The organism is Acinetobacter sp. WCHAc010034, from assembly GCF_001696615.3.
Classification (GTDB): domain Bacteria; phylum Pseudomonadota; class Gammaproteobacteria; order Pseudomonadales; family Moraxellaceae; genus Acinetobacter.
In genome coordinates, this window is the sequence record NZ_CP032268.1 from 1 (window position 1) to 16624 (window position 16624).

Here is a 16624-nt window from a genome sequence, read left to right on the forward strand (position 1 = left end):
AAATCATTCTTTGGGCTGTGCGCTGATATTGTAAATATGGCATTAGCTATGATCATCTCTTAATGCATAGCGTTTAGTCATAAAAGTATAATGGGGACAAGACGGTTTTCCTCAAATTAATTGATGACACGCCCTAGGTTAAATACTCTCTATCCTTAATACTAATCAAAAATAGTTTTAGGATAAGTTTTTTCAATGAAAATTATATTGCATAAGATTAAAAAATATTTTCTAAAAAAATAGCCTATATTTTTAGCCCTTAAATGAATAATGATTTTTTTGTAACTATAGAGCACACCCCAAAGTAACGTCACATCTGTCTGTATCCGCAACCTAAAATCAATGGTTTAGAAGCGGTGGAACATAGATTTAAATACGCCTAAAGTAAGTCTTAGATTTATACGTGACAATAAAAAGCCAGTTGCACTGGCTTTTTCTATTTTGGACTTACATTTCAAATTTCGAATAAGAGATTTTGTGTTAAATCAATCTAGTAATATTTACTCAGATAGAAGAATATATAATTATTTTGGCTCTAGACTAGCAGAATAATTATGTTAGTCTAGAATAATGATAGAAAACAGTAAATTAAGTCACTACAAGATTAAAAAAATTATTCAATGCTTTTGTGTTGATATTCCTGCTTCCAAAACAGCCTTATTACTCAATTTAAATCGTAATACGATTAATTATTGGTACATGCTTTTTAGAGAAACTATCTATGATCATCAAACAGATTTAAGAGCTAAGTTTGTTGGTTTAATAGAAGTAGATGAAAGCTATTTTGGAGCGAAAAGGCAACGTGGGTTTCATGGAAAGTTAAAGCGTGGTCGTGGGACTCTAAAACAGCCAGTATTTGGAATATTCGAACGTAATGGGCGCGTCTATACTGAAATCGTACCTGACTGTAAAATGAAGACTTTACAAGAGGTTATCATTGGTAAAGTTTCACTTGAGAGTGTGATTTATAGTGATGGATGGCGTGGCTATAATGGTCTTGTTGATGTGGGTTATTCAAAGCATTTTAGGGTAAATCACGGAGCAAATGAGTTTGCTAGAGGACAATGCCATATAAATGGAATAGAATCATTTTGGAGCTTTTGTAAAAGAAGGCTAGCAAAGTTTAACGGCATATCAAAAGAGTACTTTGATTATCATCTTAAAGAAACTGAATGGCGTTGGATGAGGGAACCTAATGAGTTAGCAACTGAGCTGTGGAACCTCATTAGGTAAAATTAAGTGTAAATCTGCTAGTCTAGAGCCAAAAATAATGTCATTGAATGTGATCATGGTAAGTTAAAGCGAATCATCAGGGCCACATTAGGATTCAAATCTATGAAGACTGCTTATGCCACAATTAAAGGTATTGAAGTCATGCGTGCACTACGTAAAGGACAAGCATCGTCATTTTATTATGGTCAGCCTCAGGGTGAAGTGTGTCTAATCAACAGGGTTTTCGGTCTCTAAGCACTTTTTAAAGGGAACATCATCGACTCAAATCACTATTTGCAACAGTGCCAAAAAACCTCCTTAAGGAGGTTTTTTAAAATCAACTGGATTAAAACTGCGGTTTAACCACCACTAAAATCACTACTGCGAGTAAAATAAGCGTTGGCATTTCATTGAAGAAACGCCAAAACTTATGTGATTTGTAATGCGGGTTTTCCATCAGTTTTTTACGGTAATAACCACAAACAAAATGGTAAATCACCAGTAAGCCCACTAATCCAACTTTCAGGTAAAACCAGAGTGCTTCATGGTAATGCCGAGTTGCATCACCCCAATCCACTAAAAAATGCGCTGTGATGAGAGTGGCAAGCATTGACGGCCACATGATGCCGCGGTACAACTTTCGTTCCATAATCTGGAAACGCTGATGACTCGTGCCATCTTCACTCATCGCATGATAAACATATAAACGTGGCAGGTAGAACAATGCCGCGAACCAACAAACGACTGCAATAATATGTAATGCTTTTACCCACAAGAAAGCATCAGAAGGAGCATCCATCCATTCACCCTTTTAAAGGGCAGTGTGGCAGAAGTTGATCATCCATGGCTGAATGATCAACACTTCTTAGCTTAGCCTTCCTATTTTTTGAAAACAAGAAGACAGGCATTTACACCGCCAAAACCGAAACTGTTACTCATCACAGTATTCAATTTTGCATCACGTTTTTCAAGTACGATATCAAATCGTTTTGCGCCTTCATCCAGTTCAGTCACGTTGATGTTTGGTGCAATAAAGTCATTTTTTCATCATCAATACTGAATAAATCACTCATATAGGCATACGATACGGATACAGTCCATTCAGTTTCGCTGACTGTAAGCGTCATATGTTCACAGCTCATTAGCCATTGCGTAGTGATCCTGAAAACAGCCAGTTTTTACGTCCCATGCATGGGTATTTGTAGTCATGAATTAAGTCCCCATTTATTTTTAAGTGGGAACTTAATTAAGGCTTATCGGATAGCTTGGTAAAGTGTGTTCACTAGAGAGGTTGCTACAATCCTTTTTGGGGAAAGAATTAGTTCATTAGAAAGTGATGATTCAGTGGAATGAGCTTAGATAGTGGCAGTCCGAACCGATTAGGTATCTAAATTAGGAAGGAATTGTTTTACATAATACTTAAAAATAGATTATATTATTCTTAATTAAATAAGATAAGCAAAATACAGATGCAAACATTTTTATTAGGAAAGAGGGCTCTTTCCGTTCTTGTAGTGCTTATTACATTAATCTTATTTTTGGTTTATGTCCTATTGCGTACAGGACCTTTTGCACCTGTCAAGGTCACTCTGATACAAGTTCAGTATAAATCCATTCAGCCTAGTCTATTTGGTATAGCGACTGTTGAAGCTCGTCATAATTACAAGATTGGTCCCACAACGGCAGGTCGTCTTAAAAACCTTCGAGTCGATATAGGAGATGCTGTACAAGCTGGACAACTTTTAGGGGAAATGGATCCCGTTGATTTAGAAGAAAAAATACTTGCGCAACGTGCCATTATCCAAAAAATCATCTCTCAGCAACAAGATACTCAAATTCGTCAAAAGTTTGCACAGCAACAAGTTCAACGCTATCAGCAACTCACCAAAATCAATGCCACCAGTCAAGAGTCACTCGCCATTAAGCAGCAGGAACTTGATCTTGCTACAACGGCACTTGGCTCAATGCAGCAAGAACTTAATAAAGCCCGTGCAGACCTCAATACACTACAAGCCCAGCGCGACAATTTAAATTTAATGGCAACAGCACCAGGTATAGTCACAGCCCGTTATGCAGAACCTGGCTCTACTGTAGTTGCAGGGCAAACCGTATTGGAAATTGTAGACCCGAAGTCTATTTGGTTGAATACACGCTTCGATCAATCTAGTGCGATTGGCTTAGCCTCAGGTTTACCTGCACAAATTCATTTACGTTCGCGTCAAAGTAACACGCTTTCAGGTCAAGTCTTATGGGTAGAGCCTCGTGCAGATGTTATTACCGAAGAAATCTTAGCCAAAGTAGTCTTTAGTCAACAACCTAACCCTCTACCCCCTTTAGGTGAATTAGCAGAAGTGACAATTAAACTAGCACCACTGTCTCGCAGCCTTGCTATTCCAAATGCTGCTATTCACCGCATCAATAACCAAGTCGGTGTCTGGAAAGTGACAGATCAAAAACTACAATTTATTGAAATTAAACTAGGTCGCTCTAATTTAGAGGGTGATGTTCAAGTACTCGATGGTCTATCAGAAAATGATCAAATCGTTTTATATAGTGAAAAACCACTTAATGCGAAAAACCGTTTGCGTATTGTAAAAAATCTTGCAGGAACATCTGAATGATTAGCTTAGCCGGTCGGGATATATTCCATTCATGGGGTAAGTTTGTTTTTACTGGTTTTGGACTTGGCTTGTTGATCGGCGTGACTCTAATTATGGCGGGTGTCTACCGTGGTATGGTGGATGATGCCAAGGCTTTATTAAATAATAGCGGTGCAGATTTATGGGTAGTACAACAAGATACGCTTGGTCCATATGCTGAACCTTCTAGTGTGCGTGATGATTTATATCGTAGTGTCAAGACTACACCTGAAGTAGAACATGCCTCAAATATTACTTATCTGACCACACAAGTTCATTATAAAGATAAAGATATCCGTGCGATGGTGGTTGGAATCCATACAGGTGAACATGCCTGGAATAATTTAGGCTGGCCACCTTACCTTTTAGCGGGACGTCAATTGACTCGAGGGCACTATGAAGCTGTTGTAGACATCACTTCAGGACTTAAATTAGGTGATCGCATCAAAATCCGTCGTAATTATTTTACTGTAGTAGGATTGACTCGACGAATGGTGTCATCAGGTGGTGACCCGATGATTTTTATTCCGATTAAAGATGCACAACAAGCCCAATTTCAAAAAGATAATGCGGCAATTTTACAAGACCGCCGACGTACCGCACAAAATCCAATTTACAATCGGCCTGCTTATCCAGATTTATTAGACAGTGTTCTGAGTACTCAAACCAGCAATCGTTATGTAAATGCAATTTTAGTCCGTCTTAAAACTGGTACTTCCGCAGAAGATACTGCTGAACACATCCAACGTTGGCAGCAACTGACTGTCTACACGCGTCTTCAAATGGAACATATTTTAATTAGCAAGATGATTGCAACGTCAGCAAGGCAGATTGCGATGTTTTTAGTAATTTTGGCTTTGGTGAGCGCGGCAATTGTGGCATTTATTATTTATACCCTAACCATGGATAAAATTCGAGAAATTGCAGTTCTGAAACTAATTGGAACACGCAACCGAACGATTGCCTGGATGATCTTACAGCAAGCGCTCGCACTTGGTCTAATTGGATTTACTATAGGTAAAATCACTTCAACCTTTGCTGCGCCATATTTTCCAAAGTATGTATTATTGATTCCTCAGGATTCTATTCTTGGATTTATTGCTGTGATGTTGATTTGTATGTTGGCAAGTCTAGTAGCTATTCGTATGGCATTACGTATTGATCCAGCCGAAGCAATTGGAGGATAACACATGACCCACGGAATTTTAATTGAGGGTTTAAAAAAACGTTTTGGGCAAGGTGATAATGCTTTTTATGCATTAAAAGATGTCAATATGTGGGTGGATCCAGGAGAAGTTGTTGGACTGATTGGTCCGTCAGGTTCAGGTAAAAGTACCTTATTAAAATGTTTAGGCGCTGTGATTGATCCCACTGAAGGACGTATGACTTTAGGGAGTGAAGTGATTTTTGATCAACACTGGTTGGTAAAAGATTTAAGTGCATTGCGACGTGACAAAATTGGTTTTATGTTCCAAACACCTTATTTGATTCCTTTTTTGAATGTTTTAGATAATGTTGCGCTATTACCTATGCTTGCAGGTGTTCCTAATAACATAGCACGTGCAAGTGCTTTAGAAATTTTAACGGCTTTAGATGTTCAGCATCGTATTCATGCCATGCCTGGGCAATTATCGGGTGGTGAACAACAACGTGTAGCTATTGCACGCGGCTTGATTAATAAGCCACCTGTCATTTTGGCAGATGAGCCAACGGCACCTTTAGACAGCGTTCGTGCCATGACTGTAATTCGTTTGTTGCACGAAATGGCGGAAAAATTTCAAACAGCAATTATTGTTGTTACACATGACGATAAAATTATTCCGACTTTCCAGCGACTATATCATATTCGTGAGGGAATAACGTATGAAGAAAAAGGAGAGGGTCGTAGTTTCTAAAAGCGTAGAAATTTAAAGTATTTTATCTAGTTGATAGATTTAGATTAATAGCTTAATTATTTTCAATAAGCTGAATAAATTTTCTTTTTATTGCGTTGTTTTAAGTGGTATTCATCTGCTTTGGATAAACGAATAGTTTTCATATTTTTACGATGATATGTAATTAAACCAAATGTCTTGATTCCTCAAATTTGATTTTTAATTCTTGACTGATATATCCATGAACAGCATAGAGTTTTGTTTTTAAGCCTTCTACCAAATGCTCAATCATTTTAATGTCTGCTGTATGTTCATTAGATAAAGCTGTACTGACAATCTTGCCTGACTGACTCATGATTAAATGTAGCTTACAGCCAAAGAACCAGTCCATTGAGCTTTTACCACTTGTTGCAATGGTAGATATTTATACCGTTGAATACGCTGATTTTTGCCTACAGGCAGCGTAGTCGATTGATCCATAAATAAAATTGCTCTGATAATCTTTCATCAAGACAAAATGTAAAGCATACAGTGCCAATCGATGTGCTCTGATGAGATAAACTATCCGTTGTTAACAAGGTAAATATCTAAAGACTTGACCGTGATTTTGCTTTAATGAAAAGAATAAAACTTTGAGATTATGGAAATACGAAAATTTATACTAAATGGCAATAAACACGATTTACGAAACTTTTAATTGAGAGGATCGTATTTTAAAAATTGCCAATAAGTTACTTCGATTTTTGAAAAAAGTCATCAATCATGCAGAAGAAATATGTAAAATCAAACATGGTCGCTGAAAGCGTAGGTTGTGTGGTAACTCCCTAATAGTATGTAGCCACCTTTTTTTTCAAGCCAATTTCTTATCCACAATTCAGGTTATATTGATTTAAAAAGAGTATAAATCCTATGAAATTTATTAAAAACTTGTGCTTGTCTTTTCTGCTGTTTTTTTCAAGTTTATCGATTGCAGTAGCAGAAACAACAAAAGATCCATTATTTGTATTGCTTACCAGTAATGATGCTCATCGTACAAAGATGGCCATCGGCATGAGTAATAATCAATTCCAAAAAGGGCATCCCTTGACTGTATATTTAGTCGATCAAGGGGTTATGCTTGCTTCTAGCCGCTTCGAACATAGATATGCAGAGCATCAGGCCATGCTGAAAAATATAATGGTCAATGGTGGACAAGTCTTTATCTGTAAAATGTGTATGGATCAATATGGTGTTAAAGAGGGTGATCTTATCAAAGGTTTAAAATATGCGAATCCTGATGATATGGGGGAAGCAATTTTTCAACCTGGTACCAAAACTCTATCATGGTGATTTAATCAGATTTCTTACAACAAAGTATAATAAAACCTATTAAATTCACATGACGTTACTCAGAGAACTATAAAGCTACAGCCGTGAAATTTCAGGGCTGTAGCTTTATAGAAATACCACAACTTTTCGCAACAAGAATAGCATTCGGTATTCCTGCTAATAGCTCAGGAAGAGAAGAACTTGATTTTCCAAGCTTAATTTGGATGGTCTGCCTTTAGATGGAATATGCATTTTCAATTGCTTAACCATTAAATAAAAAGTTGACAATCAGATACCTATGTATCGCTTGAACTGAGGATCAGAAAGAAGATTGCTTTTTGATTTATGAAAAGAAGTCTAATCAGTGGTAGATGTCACTGCTGAAGGGCTTTGTTGCACAAAGATTTGAAATGCAAAGCGCCCCTAATTGAGCCAAATTTAAGGCGTAACTTGGGTAAGTGGTCGACCTAATTCCGTAAATCTGTTAAGGACTGCTACACGTGCATGGATCTCATTCACTTGGCTATCAAAACTCCTTGCACTGAGTTTATCTCCTAATAATTTGATGCAATGCATCTTAGTTTCAACCAAACTTCGCCGATGATAGCCTGACCATTTTTTCCATAGTGTCCTGCCTAAACGTTTAATTGTTCTAAGTAATTCATTTCGCTCTAGCGAGCTACTCTTTGTATCTTTCCATTGTTTCGCATTTTTTCTAGGTGGAATCACCGCATGCCCTTGCCGATCTGCAATGACCTGACGGCATTGCTTGGTGTCATAAGCTCCATCGGTATAAACAGAGTCAATCTGCTCATCTTGTGGAATCTGATTAAGTAAATCACCAAGCACCTGTGAATCACTGACATTATTGGTTGTAAGCTGAACTGCTCGTATTTGTAGGGTTTTAGCATCTATACCAATATGAAGTTTACGCCATTGGCGACGATATTCAGGTCCATGTTTCTTGCGCTTCCATTCGCCCTCACCTAGAAACTTCATGCCTGTAGAGTCCATGAGTAGATGCAGCCCATCGCTACTTTTTTGGTAGCTGATTACAATATCAATATGCTTTTGTCTTCTACAAAGCGTGGTGTAATCTGGAGCTATCCAATTTAATCCGCAAAGTTTAATCAGACTTTGCACAAAGCCAGTAACCATACGTAAAGACAGACGGAATAAGGATTTAATCATTAAGCAGCATTGGATGGCTGCGTCGGAGTAGGTTTGATTTCGCCCTTGTTTGCCTTTTGATGGAGCATACCATTGCGTAGCAGGATCAAACCAAATGGCAATATTTCCGCGACTCATAAGTGCTCGGTTATATGCGGGCCAATTGGTTGTGCGGTAGATTTTGTGTGTAGGCTTCTTCATTTGAAAATTATATCGCTGAAAAAGCCTTTACAGATAGGTTTGTGCAACAAAGCTCTGCTGAAGCAGAGTCATAATCGAGAACACTGTCGATAATCGCACATTGTTTTGTACCTGGATCTGAAACTACATAACTGAATGTATTTGTTTTAGGATCAAAAAATCTTTTACATTTGGTTGAGTCGACATAGTCTTACTCCTTTTTAAAATTTAGAAGCTCACAGAGCATATTTAAAACTTAGTTTTTGATACAAGGCAGGCCATTTTTCCACCAAGATTTCATACCACCTTTTAACTGTGTGACTGAATATCCCATCTTGGCTAATTTGCGTGTCGCTGGAATGCTTCGGTGCGCCGATAAACAAATGGTCACCACGGGCTGATCCAGATTGAGCCCCAATGATTGTATTGTAGATTCATTCAACTGTGTAATAGGTAAATTAACAGCACCTTTTATATGACTGTGTTTAAACTCGTGAGCACTTCGGACATCAACAATCTGTACAATTTCCCGTTTCTGTAATAATTCCTGACAAGTGATTTCAGGCACCTTGCCCCAAGGTAGATACATCAGAATATTAAACATGATTTTCCTCTATTAGAACAGTTGTTATCCGCGACTTATATTTATAAGGATTTAAAATAAAAATAAGTAGTAAAATAAATATAAGCCAATCTTGGGTTAAACTTCAAATCTATCCTCATAGAAAATACAATGACTTTTTAATAACCAAACCTACAATGCAGTCCAACTTTAATAAGACCTCATTCGCTCCAGAATGATCTTACGCTTCCTATTCCATAAAGAAAAAATAAAATTATGTTTAGTAGCAGATTAAAATCGATTTTATCGTCTATTTTTCAATTATAAATTTTATATTTTGTTATACTATAACCTATGTAATGTCCATAAAAGTGTAGTGAAGTGCTCATGATGTTGGGAAGATTGCTGGGGTTATCAGCAATCTTGTTACAGATCGCTGTGTTCCTGCAGCCTTTATTGCCAGAAAAACACAGTGTTTTTTCGGTATGTAAAACTATTGCCGCAGCATTACATCTAGAAGTTACTAACGTTCATCCACACCACAGCTTCGCAACATCACATCCGCATAGCAATCAAGCCAGCGGAGCAGACCAAAGCAATGCACATATCCTCGCACATGTGCAGGATCGACATGAACATCAAGAGCGGGATGATGCACATACCGGTCATGACTGCCAGTTTTGCCTGGTGCACAGCTATACCCTACCGCTACTCGATACCAAACTCAGACTAGTACTGATCAGAACTCAGACCTTACTGCAGTTCTTCAGTACATTTGTCCCATATACGCTGTCCCAACCTACTCCCTGGTTCCTTATTCCTCAGAGCCGTGCTCCTCCTCTAACATTCATCCATTAAATCAGCAGATGTGATATCGCTGAGCAGTCTTCCTAGTTTGCGATATGGTCGAAAATATTCATCTATCCAGAATATGTAGGCAGCTCACAATCGACATCTTCAGTCACCGTAATCCTATCCGTAATAGTTAATATGACTTTTGATTTGTCTGTATCTAAATCTTTTTGAAGTCCAACTATCACAGTCTCAATGACTTTCTAATTTTTCAAAGTGTTATTACAACTTTTTAGTATATCGATAAGGAGGACACAATGATGAATCTACTTCAGCATGATCAGGCACATCACCTAAAAAGTGATTTTAATAACAACTGTTGTCTGGATTTAGCACAACAAATTGTAAGGATCCGGCAAGCTCTCAATATTTCACAGACAGAACTAGCATCAAAACTGTGTATTTCCGCCCGTACCTTAGAAAGTTGGGAACGTGGAGTTCGTCATCCCTCAAGCTCAGCCCAAGCTTTGTTGAAACTCTTTATCAAGTCACCTCAGTTTGTTTTGGAAAATCTTGCTTGAATAGTATTAGCTATGTTTTTGAATAGTTTTTGTCACTACAAGCTTAACTTATAAATCATCATGAACCGATACATACCTATAAAGAGCAGTAGTATCGGTTTGGTTTGGAGAAATCTTTATGGTAATTGTAATTACATCACAGAACCGACGTCATATTACTCCGCACGCTGGGAAATGCCGAAAATTCTGGAAATATGAGCTCAAAGATGGGAAAGTTATGGACAAACAGCTCATTGAGGTGGAGAAAGAAGCATCATTTTCTCAGTCGGGTGAGGTGCTAGAAAAACTGTTACCTATGGATATTTTCGTAACTACAGGGATGGGGGACAGATTACGAGAAAAACTCAAAAATATTGGCGTACATGTTATTGTGACTGGCGAAATTGATCCTGATAATTTTATTAAGAGTTTAGTTTAACTCGCCCGCCTACCTCTGCGCTTTCGTTAAATGCTTTAGATTATTTTCTGTGTATGCTTGAATAAAATCTGAAACCATAGTTAAAGTTTCCCTTAAAAGTTAATGGAAACTTTCGCTGATAAAATACATCTTACCTAACTGCTATTTGATCAAAACATTAAATTGTCTAGGTTTGAAATAGGTTGACACTATATTTCATATAAATGCCTGACGAATTTCATCAGGCATTTTTTATTTGTAAGACAGATGCTTCTAATAAATTACAAAAGGAAAACCTTCTCAATCAAATGAAGGCCTTTCCTAAAATTAACTATTGTGAAGTATATGACCCATCTACTACATACTGGCTGCCCGTTACAAAAGATGCATCATCAGAGAGTAAGAAAGCAACGACCTGTGCAACTTCTTCCGGATTTCCTAAACGACCAACTGGATGCAATTTTATCAGTTCAGCTTCATCAAACTCACCAATTAAAGGCGTTTTAATATAACCAGGATGTACTGAATTAATACGAATACCCTTTTTAGCATATTCTAGCGAAGCCGTTTTAGTAAGCCCGGTTACACCATGCTTAGCTGCAACATAACCAGAAATATTTTCAGTCCCAACTAAACCTAAAATTGATGCTGTATTCACAATTGCACCACCGCCGGCTGCCAATATTGCAGGGATTTGATAATGTAGGCCATAAAAGACCGCATTCAAATTAATATCAATCACACGACGCCAAGCTTCAATACTTAAATTTGCAATTGGCTGAACGTCACCCAATATTCCAGCATTGTTAAAAGCTAAATGAAGGGCACCATACGTGCTAATTGAAAATTCAACCGCTGCTTTCATGTCTTCAGGTTCAGCCGTATTGGCTTTATTCGCAGCCGCTTTACCGCCTAAAGATACAATTTCCTCAGCAACTTTCTGTGCTGCTTCAAAGTTAATATCCGAGACTACAACACTTGCACCCTGCTTCGCTAAAAGCATAGCTGTGCTTTTCCCAATTCCAGAACCCGCACCAGTAACTAGGGCAACTTTATTTTTGAACCGATTTGACATAATAAAACCTCTTTCTTAAAGTACTGCAATGCTGAATATTTGCATCACATTTAAGAATTCACTTGTTTTTACTTCATCACTTGTATCGCAAATTGAATAACATGGCATTTACCACAATGTAATTCTCCCTCCTGTCTTTCTTGCTCTCCAACATAAAAATGATGGATATGATCCTGCTTGAAAACCTGCAAAATATCCCACGGATAGTATAAATATTCGATATTTTTAGGGCCACCAGTTTTATAGTTGATCTGCTCCTTGGAATACAGCTCACCGATAAACCATCCACCGTTTAGCAAAGATTCTCTTATGCCTTCTAAAACCTTTGTTTGTGTTTCTGTATCGAAATGACCAAATACACAAATCACGTTTTGATAACGCTCGGACGGCCATTTAGCTGCTGTTAAATCAACATGTCTGAGTTCAAGATTTATCCCTGTGGCTTCGGCTTTGCTGGACAGATGCTTCAAAGCAACATCGGAATAATCCCAAACTTCTGCCGAAAAAGGATAATTATCCTGTCTTGCCTGCTCAGCCAGGTACAGGATATTCCTTCCTTCTCCTTCAGCAATTGCCAGTGTTTTACCTTCAATCCGGATTTTCCGCGCAATCTCCTGGATAAACAGGTTTGCTGCTGTGCCGTATAGGTCCTGCGTCTGGGCATACAATTCATTCCAGTGCTGACTCATTTTATCACTCCATTTACGCCACTATCCAATCAGTTGGAAAACTCTTTAAATGCTTCCAGGGCATTTGCGGCATACATCAATGAAGGTCCACCGCCCATATACACAGCAACGCCCAGAGCTTCCTCCAGCTCCTGCAGGGTCATACCCATTTTGACCAACGTCCTGACATGAAAACCGATACAACCATCACAACGTGCAGCCACACCAATCGCCAAGGCAATCAATTCCTTGGTTTTGGAATCAATCACACCATCACGCATTGCGATCTGGGATAATTGATTGAAACTTTTCATTAAATCAGGTGAATCCTGGCTGAGCGTTCTTAAATTACCTGAAATATTCTGGGTTAATTCTTTGTATTTCATGACTTTCTCTCAAACTAAACAATCAACAATAAGGTTTTGTTTATTCAATAGATTATTTTTGTACCGGATAGCCCTGCTCTAGCCATGCTTGAAATCCCCCTTGAACGGATTTAACCTGAGTAAAACCCATATTCTGCAAAGTATCTGTAGCCAGTGCCGAACGGCCGCCTGTACCACAGATCAAATAGATCGGCTGATCTTTAAGATGTTCCAGTGCCTGTAGGGTATCGCAATGATGGCTCGCCAAAGGATGCTGGTGAATCCTCATTTCTAAAACACCACGAGGATAGTTCACCGCACGGTCTATCGCTGCCGCCTGAAATTCATCTGGTTCCCGAACATCAATTAGAATGGTTTTATGATTTTTCATGGCTTCAAGTAAGTCATCTACACTCACTTCCTGAATCCGTCTTTTCGCATTCAGAATGATTTGCTCTGCAGTTTTCATCATTTCTACTCTTCCTCACTCATCAAAATTAGCCTCATCTGTTATAAATGCCAGATCAGCAACTTAAAAGCACTTTGTTATAAACTCTCATTCCAGCACTGTTGCAACGATCACACTATTGCAAACAGCCCATTTGCTAAATTCATTTTAGACTCTACACCTGTTTGATATTCATTCAGATGACAGATCATGTAGTCATACATCAACTCATGCATTCTTTATCCATACAATGCACAGGACTAGCCTATGAGTGCTGAATAGATTAAATAGATTGCCACCCCAATCACAGTCGTAGCAAAAACCTTTTGGATTTGATTACTCTTTATCAAAGGTATCAAACTACGCCCAATGAGCATCCCAATGATACAAGCCAGAACAAAAGTCAGGGTAACCGAAACAGGATATTGAAAACCATCCAGAACGTGGGCAGAAATACTGACACTGCCAATCAGGAAGATAATCATCAGGGAAGTCGCAACGATACTACGCATATCGAGGTCTGTGAATTTACGCAGCGCTGGAACAATTACAAAACCACCACCAACCCCAAGCAGGCCAGTTAATAAACCCGCAACTACACCAATACCGGCGAGGAACGAGGCCGTTTTCACATTCCAGATCAGGCGACCGGTCGTTTGATTGACCTTACACGGTGGATTCTCATGGTCATTAACTTTGTTAAAGAAGATCCGGTAAGCCACAATCAACATGACTAGACTGAAAGCCATCGTCAGCCAGACCGGAGAAACAATACCAGCCAGATTTACGCCATAGCGTGCTGAAGGAATACTGATCAGGGCGATCCAGAGCGCAGCGCGATAACGTACAATACGCTTGAATAAACCCTCGAACGTTCCGACCAAGGCAGACAGAGTCACTGCCAGCAAGCCCACAGGCGCAGCCTGTGCCACGGTCCAGCCCTGACTCGCCATCAGTGCCGGTACAGCCAGGATACCGCCACCAGCACCAGTTAAACCCAGCAAGCCACCGATGGCCAACCCTTCCAGTATTAACACCCACATAGCCACTGTTCCTCTCTTTGCTAATGCAATTAAACAAAAGACCAAACTTTTTGTTTAATCTTGAAACATGTCTATTTGAAGTAATTGAGCGGAAGTTTTAAATAAGAAACCCCATTCTCTTCTGGCGTTGGAAACTGTCCACCTTTCATATTGATCTGAATGGAAGGCAGGATCAGCTTCGGCATACTCAGTCCCGCATCACGCTGCTGACGCATTGCGACAAAATCGGCTTTACTGATCCCGCTATGCACATGAATATTATGCTGTTTCTGCATCTGAACAGTGGTTTCACACTGATACGCATGACGTGACTCAGGCAGATAGTCATGACACAAGAAGACCCGAGTATCTTCTGGTAGCTGATACAGGCTGTGTACCGAATCAAAAAGCGTTTCTGCACTGCCCTTTGGAAAATCACAACGTGCCGTACCATAGTCCGGCATAAACAGCGTGTCGCCGACAAAGACGGCATCTTCAACCACATAGCTCAAGCAAGCAGGCGTATGCCCCGGTGTTGCTATGTTATAGACATCCAGCTCACCGATTTTGAAATGCTCACCATCTTCAAATAAATGATCAAATGGCTGACTAGCATTCACCTGCTTGAGATCCAGATTATAAATTGCAGCAAAGGTCTGCTGCACCACAGCGATTTTCTTGCTGATTGCAATTTTTCCGCCCAGTTCCTGTTTCAAATACTGGGCTGCAGTCAAGTGATCTGCATGAACATGGGTTTCCAAAATCCATTCCACGTCTAAAGTCTGTGCTTTGACATAGGCAATGATACGATCTGCCTGTGTGGTTGAAGTGGTTGCAGATGCCGCATCATAATCCAGCACACTGTCAATGATGGCACAGCGCTTTGTTATTGGATCGGATACCACGTAACTGAAGGTATTGGTCGCCTCGTCAAAAAAATCCTGTACCAGTGGGTGTTTTGCCATCGTTATTCTCCAGCCCATTTACGGTGCAGCAATACGCCAATCAACATCGCGATAATAAAATAGAAGACATGGTAATGCCCCAGGCCAATCAAGGTGAAACTTGGTGCTGGACATACCCCAGCAATCCCCCAGCCGATACCAAACAACAGGCTGCCAATGATTAAGCGTGGATCAAGTTTTTGACTGGTGGGCAATACAATAGGTTCGTTAAATACGGTTTTCGGTGCTGCAGAACGCATGGCTTTTTGAAAGGGAATAAATGCCACGGCAATTGCACCCATCATCACAAAGGCCAGACTTGCATCCCAGTCACCAAACAGATCCAGGAAATCCAGCACTTTTTCCGGATTGGACATGCCTGAAACCATCAGTCCGACAGAAAAAAGAGCACCAAAAATAAAAGCTAAAATATTTTTCATTTTAAAATGCTCCAGTCACGTGACGAACAATATAAACAGTGACAAAACCAGCAAACATGAAACTCATGGTGGCCACGATGGAACGTTTAGACAAACGACTCATCCCGCAAATGCCATGACCGCTGGTACAGCCTGAACCTAAGCGGGTACCAAAGCCGACCAAGAGACCCGCAACCACCAGCATCAGCGGACTCGCATTCAATTCAATTTCTGGCTGAACAAACAGTCCATAGATAAATGGCACCGTGATTAAACCCGCCATGAACCAAATCGCAGATGTTTTAAACATCATTTTAGGATTCAGCACCTGTCCGATTAAGCCACTGATGCCTGCGATACGACCATGCACATACAGGTAACCAACGACCGATACACCGAGCATCAAACCGCCGAGAAAAGCAATCAGGAAATCATGCATAGCGAGTCTACTTAAGTTTACAATATATTTATATATAATATATAATATATAATATTAATCAAGCACTCTGTGATATTCTTTCATAAATGATTTTTAACTATGCAGGACTGAAGGAGATCGTAATGAATACTGGAACTAATCAGGCTAAAATTGATTTTTCGGAAGTCGATATAGTCACAAACTACTTAAAAGTCTTATCAAATCCTGACCGCCTAAAAATTTTATGTGTCTTGGTAGAAGGCGAACTCAATGTACAGAAAATTGAGGAAAGCACTGATATTCATCAACCAACACTGTCCCAACAACTGACTGTACTGCGTAAAAATAATATGGTCAGCACTCGTCGTGAAGGTAAACAGATTTTCTATCAAGTATCTGACCCCAGAATCCTGACGATTATGCAAACCCTGCATCAGTTATATTGTGCTGCTTAAGCCTGTTTTTCACTCTAACTTGTACTTTGCTCTGCAATATTCCTCAGATATGAAGAACATTTTTGTTTCGCCACCTTTCGATATTACGCATACAC

21 protein-coding genes and 3 pseudogenes are annotated in these 16624 nt (G+C 39.3%); 10 read left to right on the plus strand and 14 right to left on the minus strand.

Features of this window, described 5'->3' with window-relative positions:
* Nucleotides 1-570 precede the first annotated feature (570 nt).
* Nucleotides 571-1233, plus strand: coding sequence for an IS1595-like element ISAcra1 family transposase (locus tag BEN74_RS00020; RefSeq protein ID WP_068908137.1), 663 nt, complete (start codon nt 571-573; stop codon nt 1231-1233).
* Nucleotides 1234-1263: 30 nt separating this feature from the next.
* A pseudogene (locus tag BEN74_RS00025) lies at nt 1264-1467 on the plus strand (DDE-type integrase/transposase/recombinase); the annotation flags it as partial.
* Between the two features lie 91 nt (nt 1468-1558).
* Here BEN74_RS00025 and hemJ read toward each other — a convergent pair.
* Nucleotides 1559-2011 carry a protoporphyrinogen oxidase HemJ gene (gene hemJ / locus BEN74_RS00030; RefSeq protein WP_016165450.1) on the minus strand — a complete coding sequence of 151 codons (453 nt, stop codon included), beginning with the start codon at nt 2009-2011 and terminating at the stop codon, nt 1559-1561.
* A gap of 80 nt (nt 2012-2091) precedes the next feature.
* Nucleotides 2092-2278 (minus strand): annotated as a pseudogene (locus BEN74_RS00035) (beta-ketoacyl-ACP synthase I); the annotation flags it as partial.
* A 403-nt stretch (nt 2279-2681) separates the two neighbouring features.
* On the opposite strand from BEN74_RS00035, the gene BEN74_RS00040 reads away from it, so the two are divergent.
* Genes BEN74_RS00040 through BEN74_RS00050 form a run of 3 tightly spaced genes read left to right on the plus strand, consistent with a single transcriptional unit; the run spans nt 2682 to nt 5746 of the window.
* Nucleotides 2682-3833, plus strand: coding sequence for an efflux RND transporter periplasmic adaptor subunit (locus tag BEN74_RS00040; protein WP_016165452.1), 1152 nt, complete (start codon nt 2682-2684; stop codon nt 3831-3833).
* Nucleotides 3830-5038 (plus strand): ABC transporter permease, encoded by a 1209-nt coding sequence (locus BEN74_RS00045; RefSeq protein WP_068912712.1) that lies wholly within the window; start codon nt 3830-3832, stop codon nt 5036-5038. Before BEN74_RS00040 ends, BEN74_RS00045 begins: the two co-directional genes overlap by 4 nt.
* Before the next feature lie 3 nt (nt 5039-5041).
* Complete coding sequence (locus BEN74_RS00050; protein WP_068912714.1) at nt 5042-5746, plus strand: ABC transporter ATP-binding protein; 705 nt, start codon at nt 5042-5044, stop codon at nt 5744-5746.
* A 163-nt stretch (nt 5747-5909) separates the two neighbouring features.
* Here BEN74_RS00050 and BEN74_RS00055 read toward each other — a convergent pair whose 3' ends face one another.
* The gene (locus tag BEN74_RS00055) at nt 5910-6116 is read right to left on the minus strand and encodes a transposase (protein WP_068912715.1); all 207 of its coding nucleotides are present in this window, start codon (nt 6114-6116) and stop codon (nt 5910-5912) included.
* 518 nt (nt 6117-6634) lie between these two features.
* Here BEN74_RS00055 and BEN74_RS00060 point away from each other — a divergent pair.
* On the plus strand, nt 6635-7054 hold the full coding sequence (locus BEN74_RS00060; RefSeq protein ID WP_068912717.1) for a DsrE family protein: 420 nt from the start codon (nt 6635-6637) through the stop codon (nt 7052-7054).
* 417 nt (nt 7055-7471) lie between these two features.
* On the opposite strand, the gene BEN74_RS00065 is transcribed toward BEN74_RS00060, so the two are convergent.
* The 3 genes and pseudogenes from BEN74_RS00065 to BEN74_RS00075 form a co-directional block, all read right to left on the minus strand.
* On the minus strand, nt 7472-8404 hold the full coding sequence (locus tag BEN74_RS00065) for an IS5 family transposase (protein ID WP_068907476.1): 933 nt from the start codon (nt 8402-8404) through the stop codon (nt 7472-7474).
* A gap of 37 nt (nt 8405-8441) precedes the next feature.
* Nucleotides 8442-8570: pseudogene (locus BEN74_RS00070) on the minus strand (MBL fold metallo-hydrolase); the annotation flags it as partial.
* A gap of 69 nt (nt 8571-8639) precedes the next feature.
* Nucleotides 8640-8987 (minus strand): rhodanese-like domain-containing protein, encoded by a 348-nt coding sequence (locus BEN74_RS00075; protein ID WP_068911068.1) that lies wholly within the window; start codon nt 8985-8987, stop codon nt 8640-8642.
* A gap of 345 nt (nt 8988-9332) precedes the next feature.
* Between BEN74_RS00075 and BEN74_RS00080 the strand changes: the two genes are divergently transcribed.
* The 3 genes from BEN74_RS00080 (at nt 9333) to BEN74_RS00090 (ending at nt 10736) form a co-directional block, all read left to right on the plus strand.
* Complete coding sequence (locus BEN74_RS00080) at nt 9333-9803, plus strand: DUF2946 domain-containing protein (RefSeq protein ID WP_171404874.1); 471 nt, start codon at nt 9333-9335, stop codon at nt 9801-9803.
* A gap of 254 nt (nt 9804-10057) precedes the next feature.
* Complete coding sequence (locus BEN74_RS00085; protein WP_086374386.1) at nt 10058-10318, plus strand: helix-turn-helix domain-containing protein; 261 nt, start codon at nt 10058-10060, stop codon at nt 10316-10318.
* A 118-nt stretch (nt 10319-10436) separates the two neighbouring features.
* Nucleotides 10437-10736 carry a NifB/NifX family molybdenum-iron cluster-binding protein gene (locus BEN74_RS00090; protein ID WP_068911067.1) on the plus strand — a complete coding sequence of 100 codons (300 nt, stop codon included), beginning with the start codon at nt 10437-10439 and terminating at the stop codon, nt 10734-10736.
* Nucleotides 10737-11046: 310 nt separating this feature from the next.
* On the opposite strand, the gene BEN74_RS00095 is transcribed toward BEN74_RS00090, so the two are convergent.
* The 8 genes from BEN74_RS00095 to BEN74_RS00130 all read right to left on the minus strand — a co-directional run bounded on the left by BEN74_RS00095 (nt 11047) and on the right by BEN74_RS00130 (nt 16095).
* Complete coding sequence (locus BEN74_RS00095) at nt 11047-11790, minus strand: SDR family NAD(P)-dependent oxidoreductase (protein WP_068911066.1); 744 nt, start codon at nt 11788-11790, stop codon at nt 11047-11049.
* A 68-nt stretch (nt 11791-11858) separates the two neighbouring features.
* Nucleotides 11859-12479, minus strand: coding sequence for a class I SAM-dependent methyltransferase (locus tag BEN74_RS00100; protein WP_068911065.1), 621 nt, complete (start codon nt 12477-12479; stop codon nt 11859-11861).
* A gap of 29 nt (nt 12480-12508) precedes the next feature.
* Complete coding sequence (locus BEN74_RS00105) at nt 12509-12844, minus strand: carboxymuconolactone decarboxylase family protein (protein ID WP_068911064.1); 336 nt, start codon at nt 12842-12844, stop codon at nt 12509-12511.
* A gap of 52 nt (nt 12845-12896) precedes the next feature.
* Nucleotides 12897-13292 (minus strand): rhodanese-like domain-containing protein, encoded by a 396-nt coding sequence (locus BEN74_RS00110; protein WP_068911070.1) that lies wholly within the window; start codon nt 13290-13292, stop codon nt 12897-12899.
* Nucleotides 13293-13531: 239 nt separating this feature from the next.
* Nucleotides 13532-14314: a sulfite exporter TauE/SafE family protein gene (locus BEN74_RS00115; protein ID WP_068911063.1), complete on the minus strand. Its 783-nt coding sequence runs from the start codon at nt 14312-14314 to the stop codon at nt 13532-13534.
* Nucleotides 14315-14385: 71 nt separating this feature from the next.
* Complete coding sequence (locus BEN74_RS00120; protein WP_068911062.1) at nt 14386-15258, minus strand: MBL fold metallo-hydrolase; 873 nt, start codon at nt 15256-15258, stop codon at nt 14386-14388.
* Between the two features lie 2 nt (nt 15259-15260).
* Nucleotides 15261-15677: a DUF6691 family protein gene (locus tag BEN74_RS00125; protein WP_068911061.1), complete on the minus strand. Its 417-nt coding sequence runs from the start codon at nt 15675-15677 to the stop codon at nt 15261-15263.
* A 1-nt stretch (nt 15678) separates the two neighbouring features.
* Nucleotides 15679-16095: a YeeE/YedE family protein gene (locus tag BEN74_RS00130; protein ID WP_016165476.1), complete on the minus strand. Its 417-nt coding sequence runs from the start codon at nt 16093-16095 to the stop codon at nt 15679-15681.
* Nucleotides 16096-16217: 122 nt separating this feature from the next.
* Here BEN74_RS00130 and BEN74_RS00135 point away from each other — a divergent pair, with 122 nt between their 5' ends.
* Complete coding sequence (locus BEN74_RS00135; RefSeq protein WP_016165477.1) at nt 16218-16529, plus strand: ArsR/SmtB family transcription factor; 312 nt, start codon at nt 16218-16220, stop codon at nt 16527-16529.
* The last annotated feature ends 95 nt before the right edge of the window (nt 16530-16624 follow it).

Bases quoted from the DNA above. Each gene is read 5' to 3' on its own strand.
- BEN74_RS00020 (WP_068908137.1), top strand. From the start codon at position 571: ATGATAGAAAACAGTAAATTAAGTCACTACAAGATTAAAAAAATTATT.
- hemJ (WP_016165450.1), bottom strand. From the start codon at position 2,011: ATGGATGCTCCTTCTGATGCTTTCTTGTGGGTAAAAGCATTACATATT.
- BEN74_RS00040 (WP_016165452.1), top strand. From the start codon at position 2,682: ATGCAAACATTTTTATTAGGAAAGAGGGCTCTTTCCGTTCTTGTAGTG.
- BEN74_RS00045 (WP_068912712.1), top strand. From the start codon at position 3,830: ATGATTAGCTTAGCCGGTCGGGATATATTCCATTCATGGGGTAAGTTT.
- BEN74_RS00050 (WP_068912714.1), top strand. From the start codon at position 5,042: ATGACCCACGGAATTTTAATTGAGGGTTTAAAAAAACGTTTTGGGCAA.
- BEN74_RS00055 (WP_068912715.1), bottom strand. From the start codon at position 6,116: ATGGACTGGTTCTTTGGCTGTAAGCTACATTTAATCATGAGTCAGTCA.
- BEN74_RS00060 (WP_068912717.1), top strand. From the start codon at position 6,635: ATGAAATTTATTAAAAACTTGTGCTTGTCTTTTCTGCTGTTTTTTTCA.
- BEN74_RS00065 (WP_068907476.1), bottom strand. From the start codon at position 8,404: ATGAAGAAGCCTACACACAAAATCTACCGCACAACCAATTGGCCCGCA.
- BEN74_RS00075 (WP_068911068.1), bottom strand. From the start codon at position 8,987: ATGTTTAATATTCTGATGTATCTACCTTGGGGCAAGGTGCCTGAAATC.
- BEN74_RS00080 (WP_171404874.1), top strand. From the start codon at position 9,333: ATGATGTTGGGAAGATTGCTGGGGTTATCAGCAATCTTGTTACAGATC.
- BEN74_RS00085 (WP_086374386.1), top strand. From the start codon at position 10,058: ATGAATCTACTTCAGCATGATCAGGCACATCACCTAAAAAGTGATTTT.
- BEN74_RS00090 (WP_068911067.1), top strand. From the start codon at position 10,437: ATGGTAATTGTAATTACATCACAGAACCGACGTCATATTACTCCGCAC.
- BEN74_RS00095 (WP_068911066.1), bottom strand. From the start codon at position 11,790: ATGTCAAATCGGTTCAAAAATAAAGTTGCCCTAGTTACTGGTGCGGGT.
- BEN74_RS00100 (WP_068911065.1), bottom strand. From the start codon at position 12,479: ATGAGTCAGCACTGGAATGAATTGTATGCCCAGACGCAGGACCTATAC.
- BEN74_RS00105 (WP_068911064.1), bottom strand. From the start codon at position 12,844: ATGAAATACAAAGAATTAACCCAGAATATTTCAGGTAATTTAAGAACG.
- BEN74_RS00110 (WP_068911070.1), bottom strand. From the start codon at position 13,292: ATGAAAACTGCAGAGCAAATCATTCTGAATGCGAAAAGACGGATTCAG.
- BEN74_RS00115 (WP_068911063.1), bottom strand. From the start codon at position 14,314: ATGTGGGTGTTAATACTGGAAGGGTTGGCCATCGGTGGCTTGCTGGGT.
- BEN74_RS00120 (WP_068911062.1), bottom strand. From the start codon at position 15,258: ATGGCAAAACACCCACTGGTACAGGATTTTTTTGACGAGGCGACCAAT.
- BEN74_RS00125 (WP_068911061.1), bottom strand. From the start codon at position 15,677: ATGAAAAATATTTTAGCTTTTATTTTTGGTGCTCTTTTTTCTGTCGGA.
- BEN74_RS00130 (WP_016165476.1), bottom strand. From the start codon at position 16,095: ATGCATGATTTCCTGATTGCTTTTCTCGGCGGTTTGATGCTCGGTGTA.
- BEN74_RS00135 (WP_016165477.1), top strand. From the start codon at position 16,218: ATGAATACTGGAACTAATCAGGCTAAAATTGATTTTTCGGAAGTCGAT.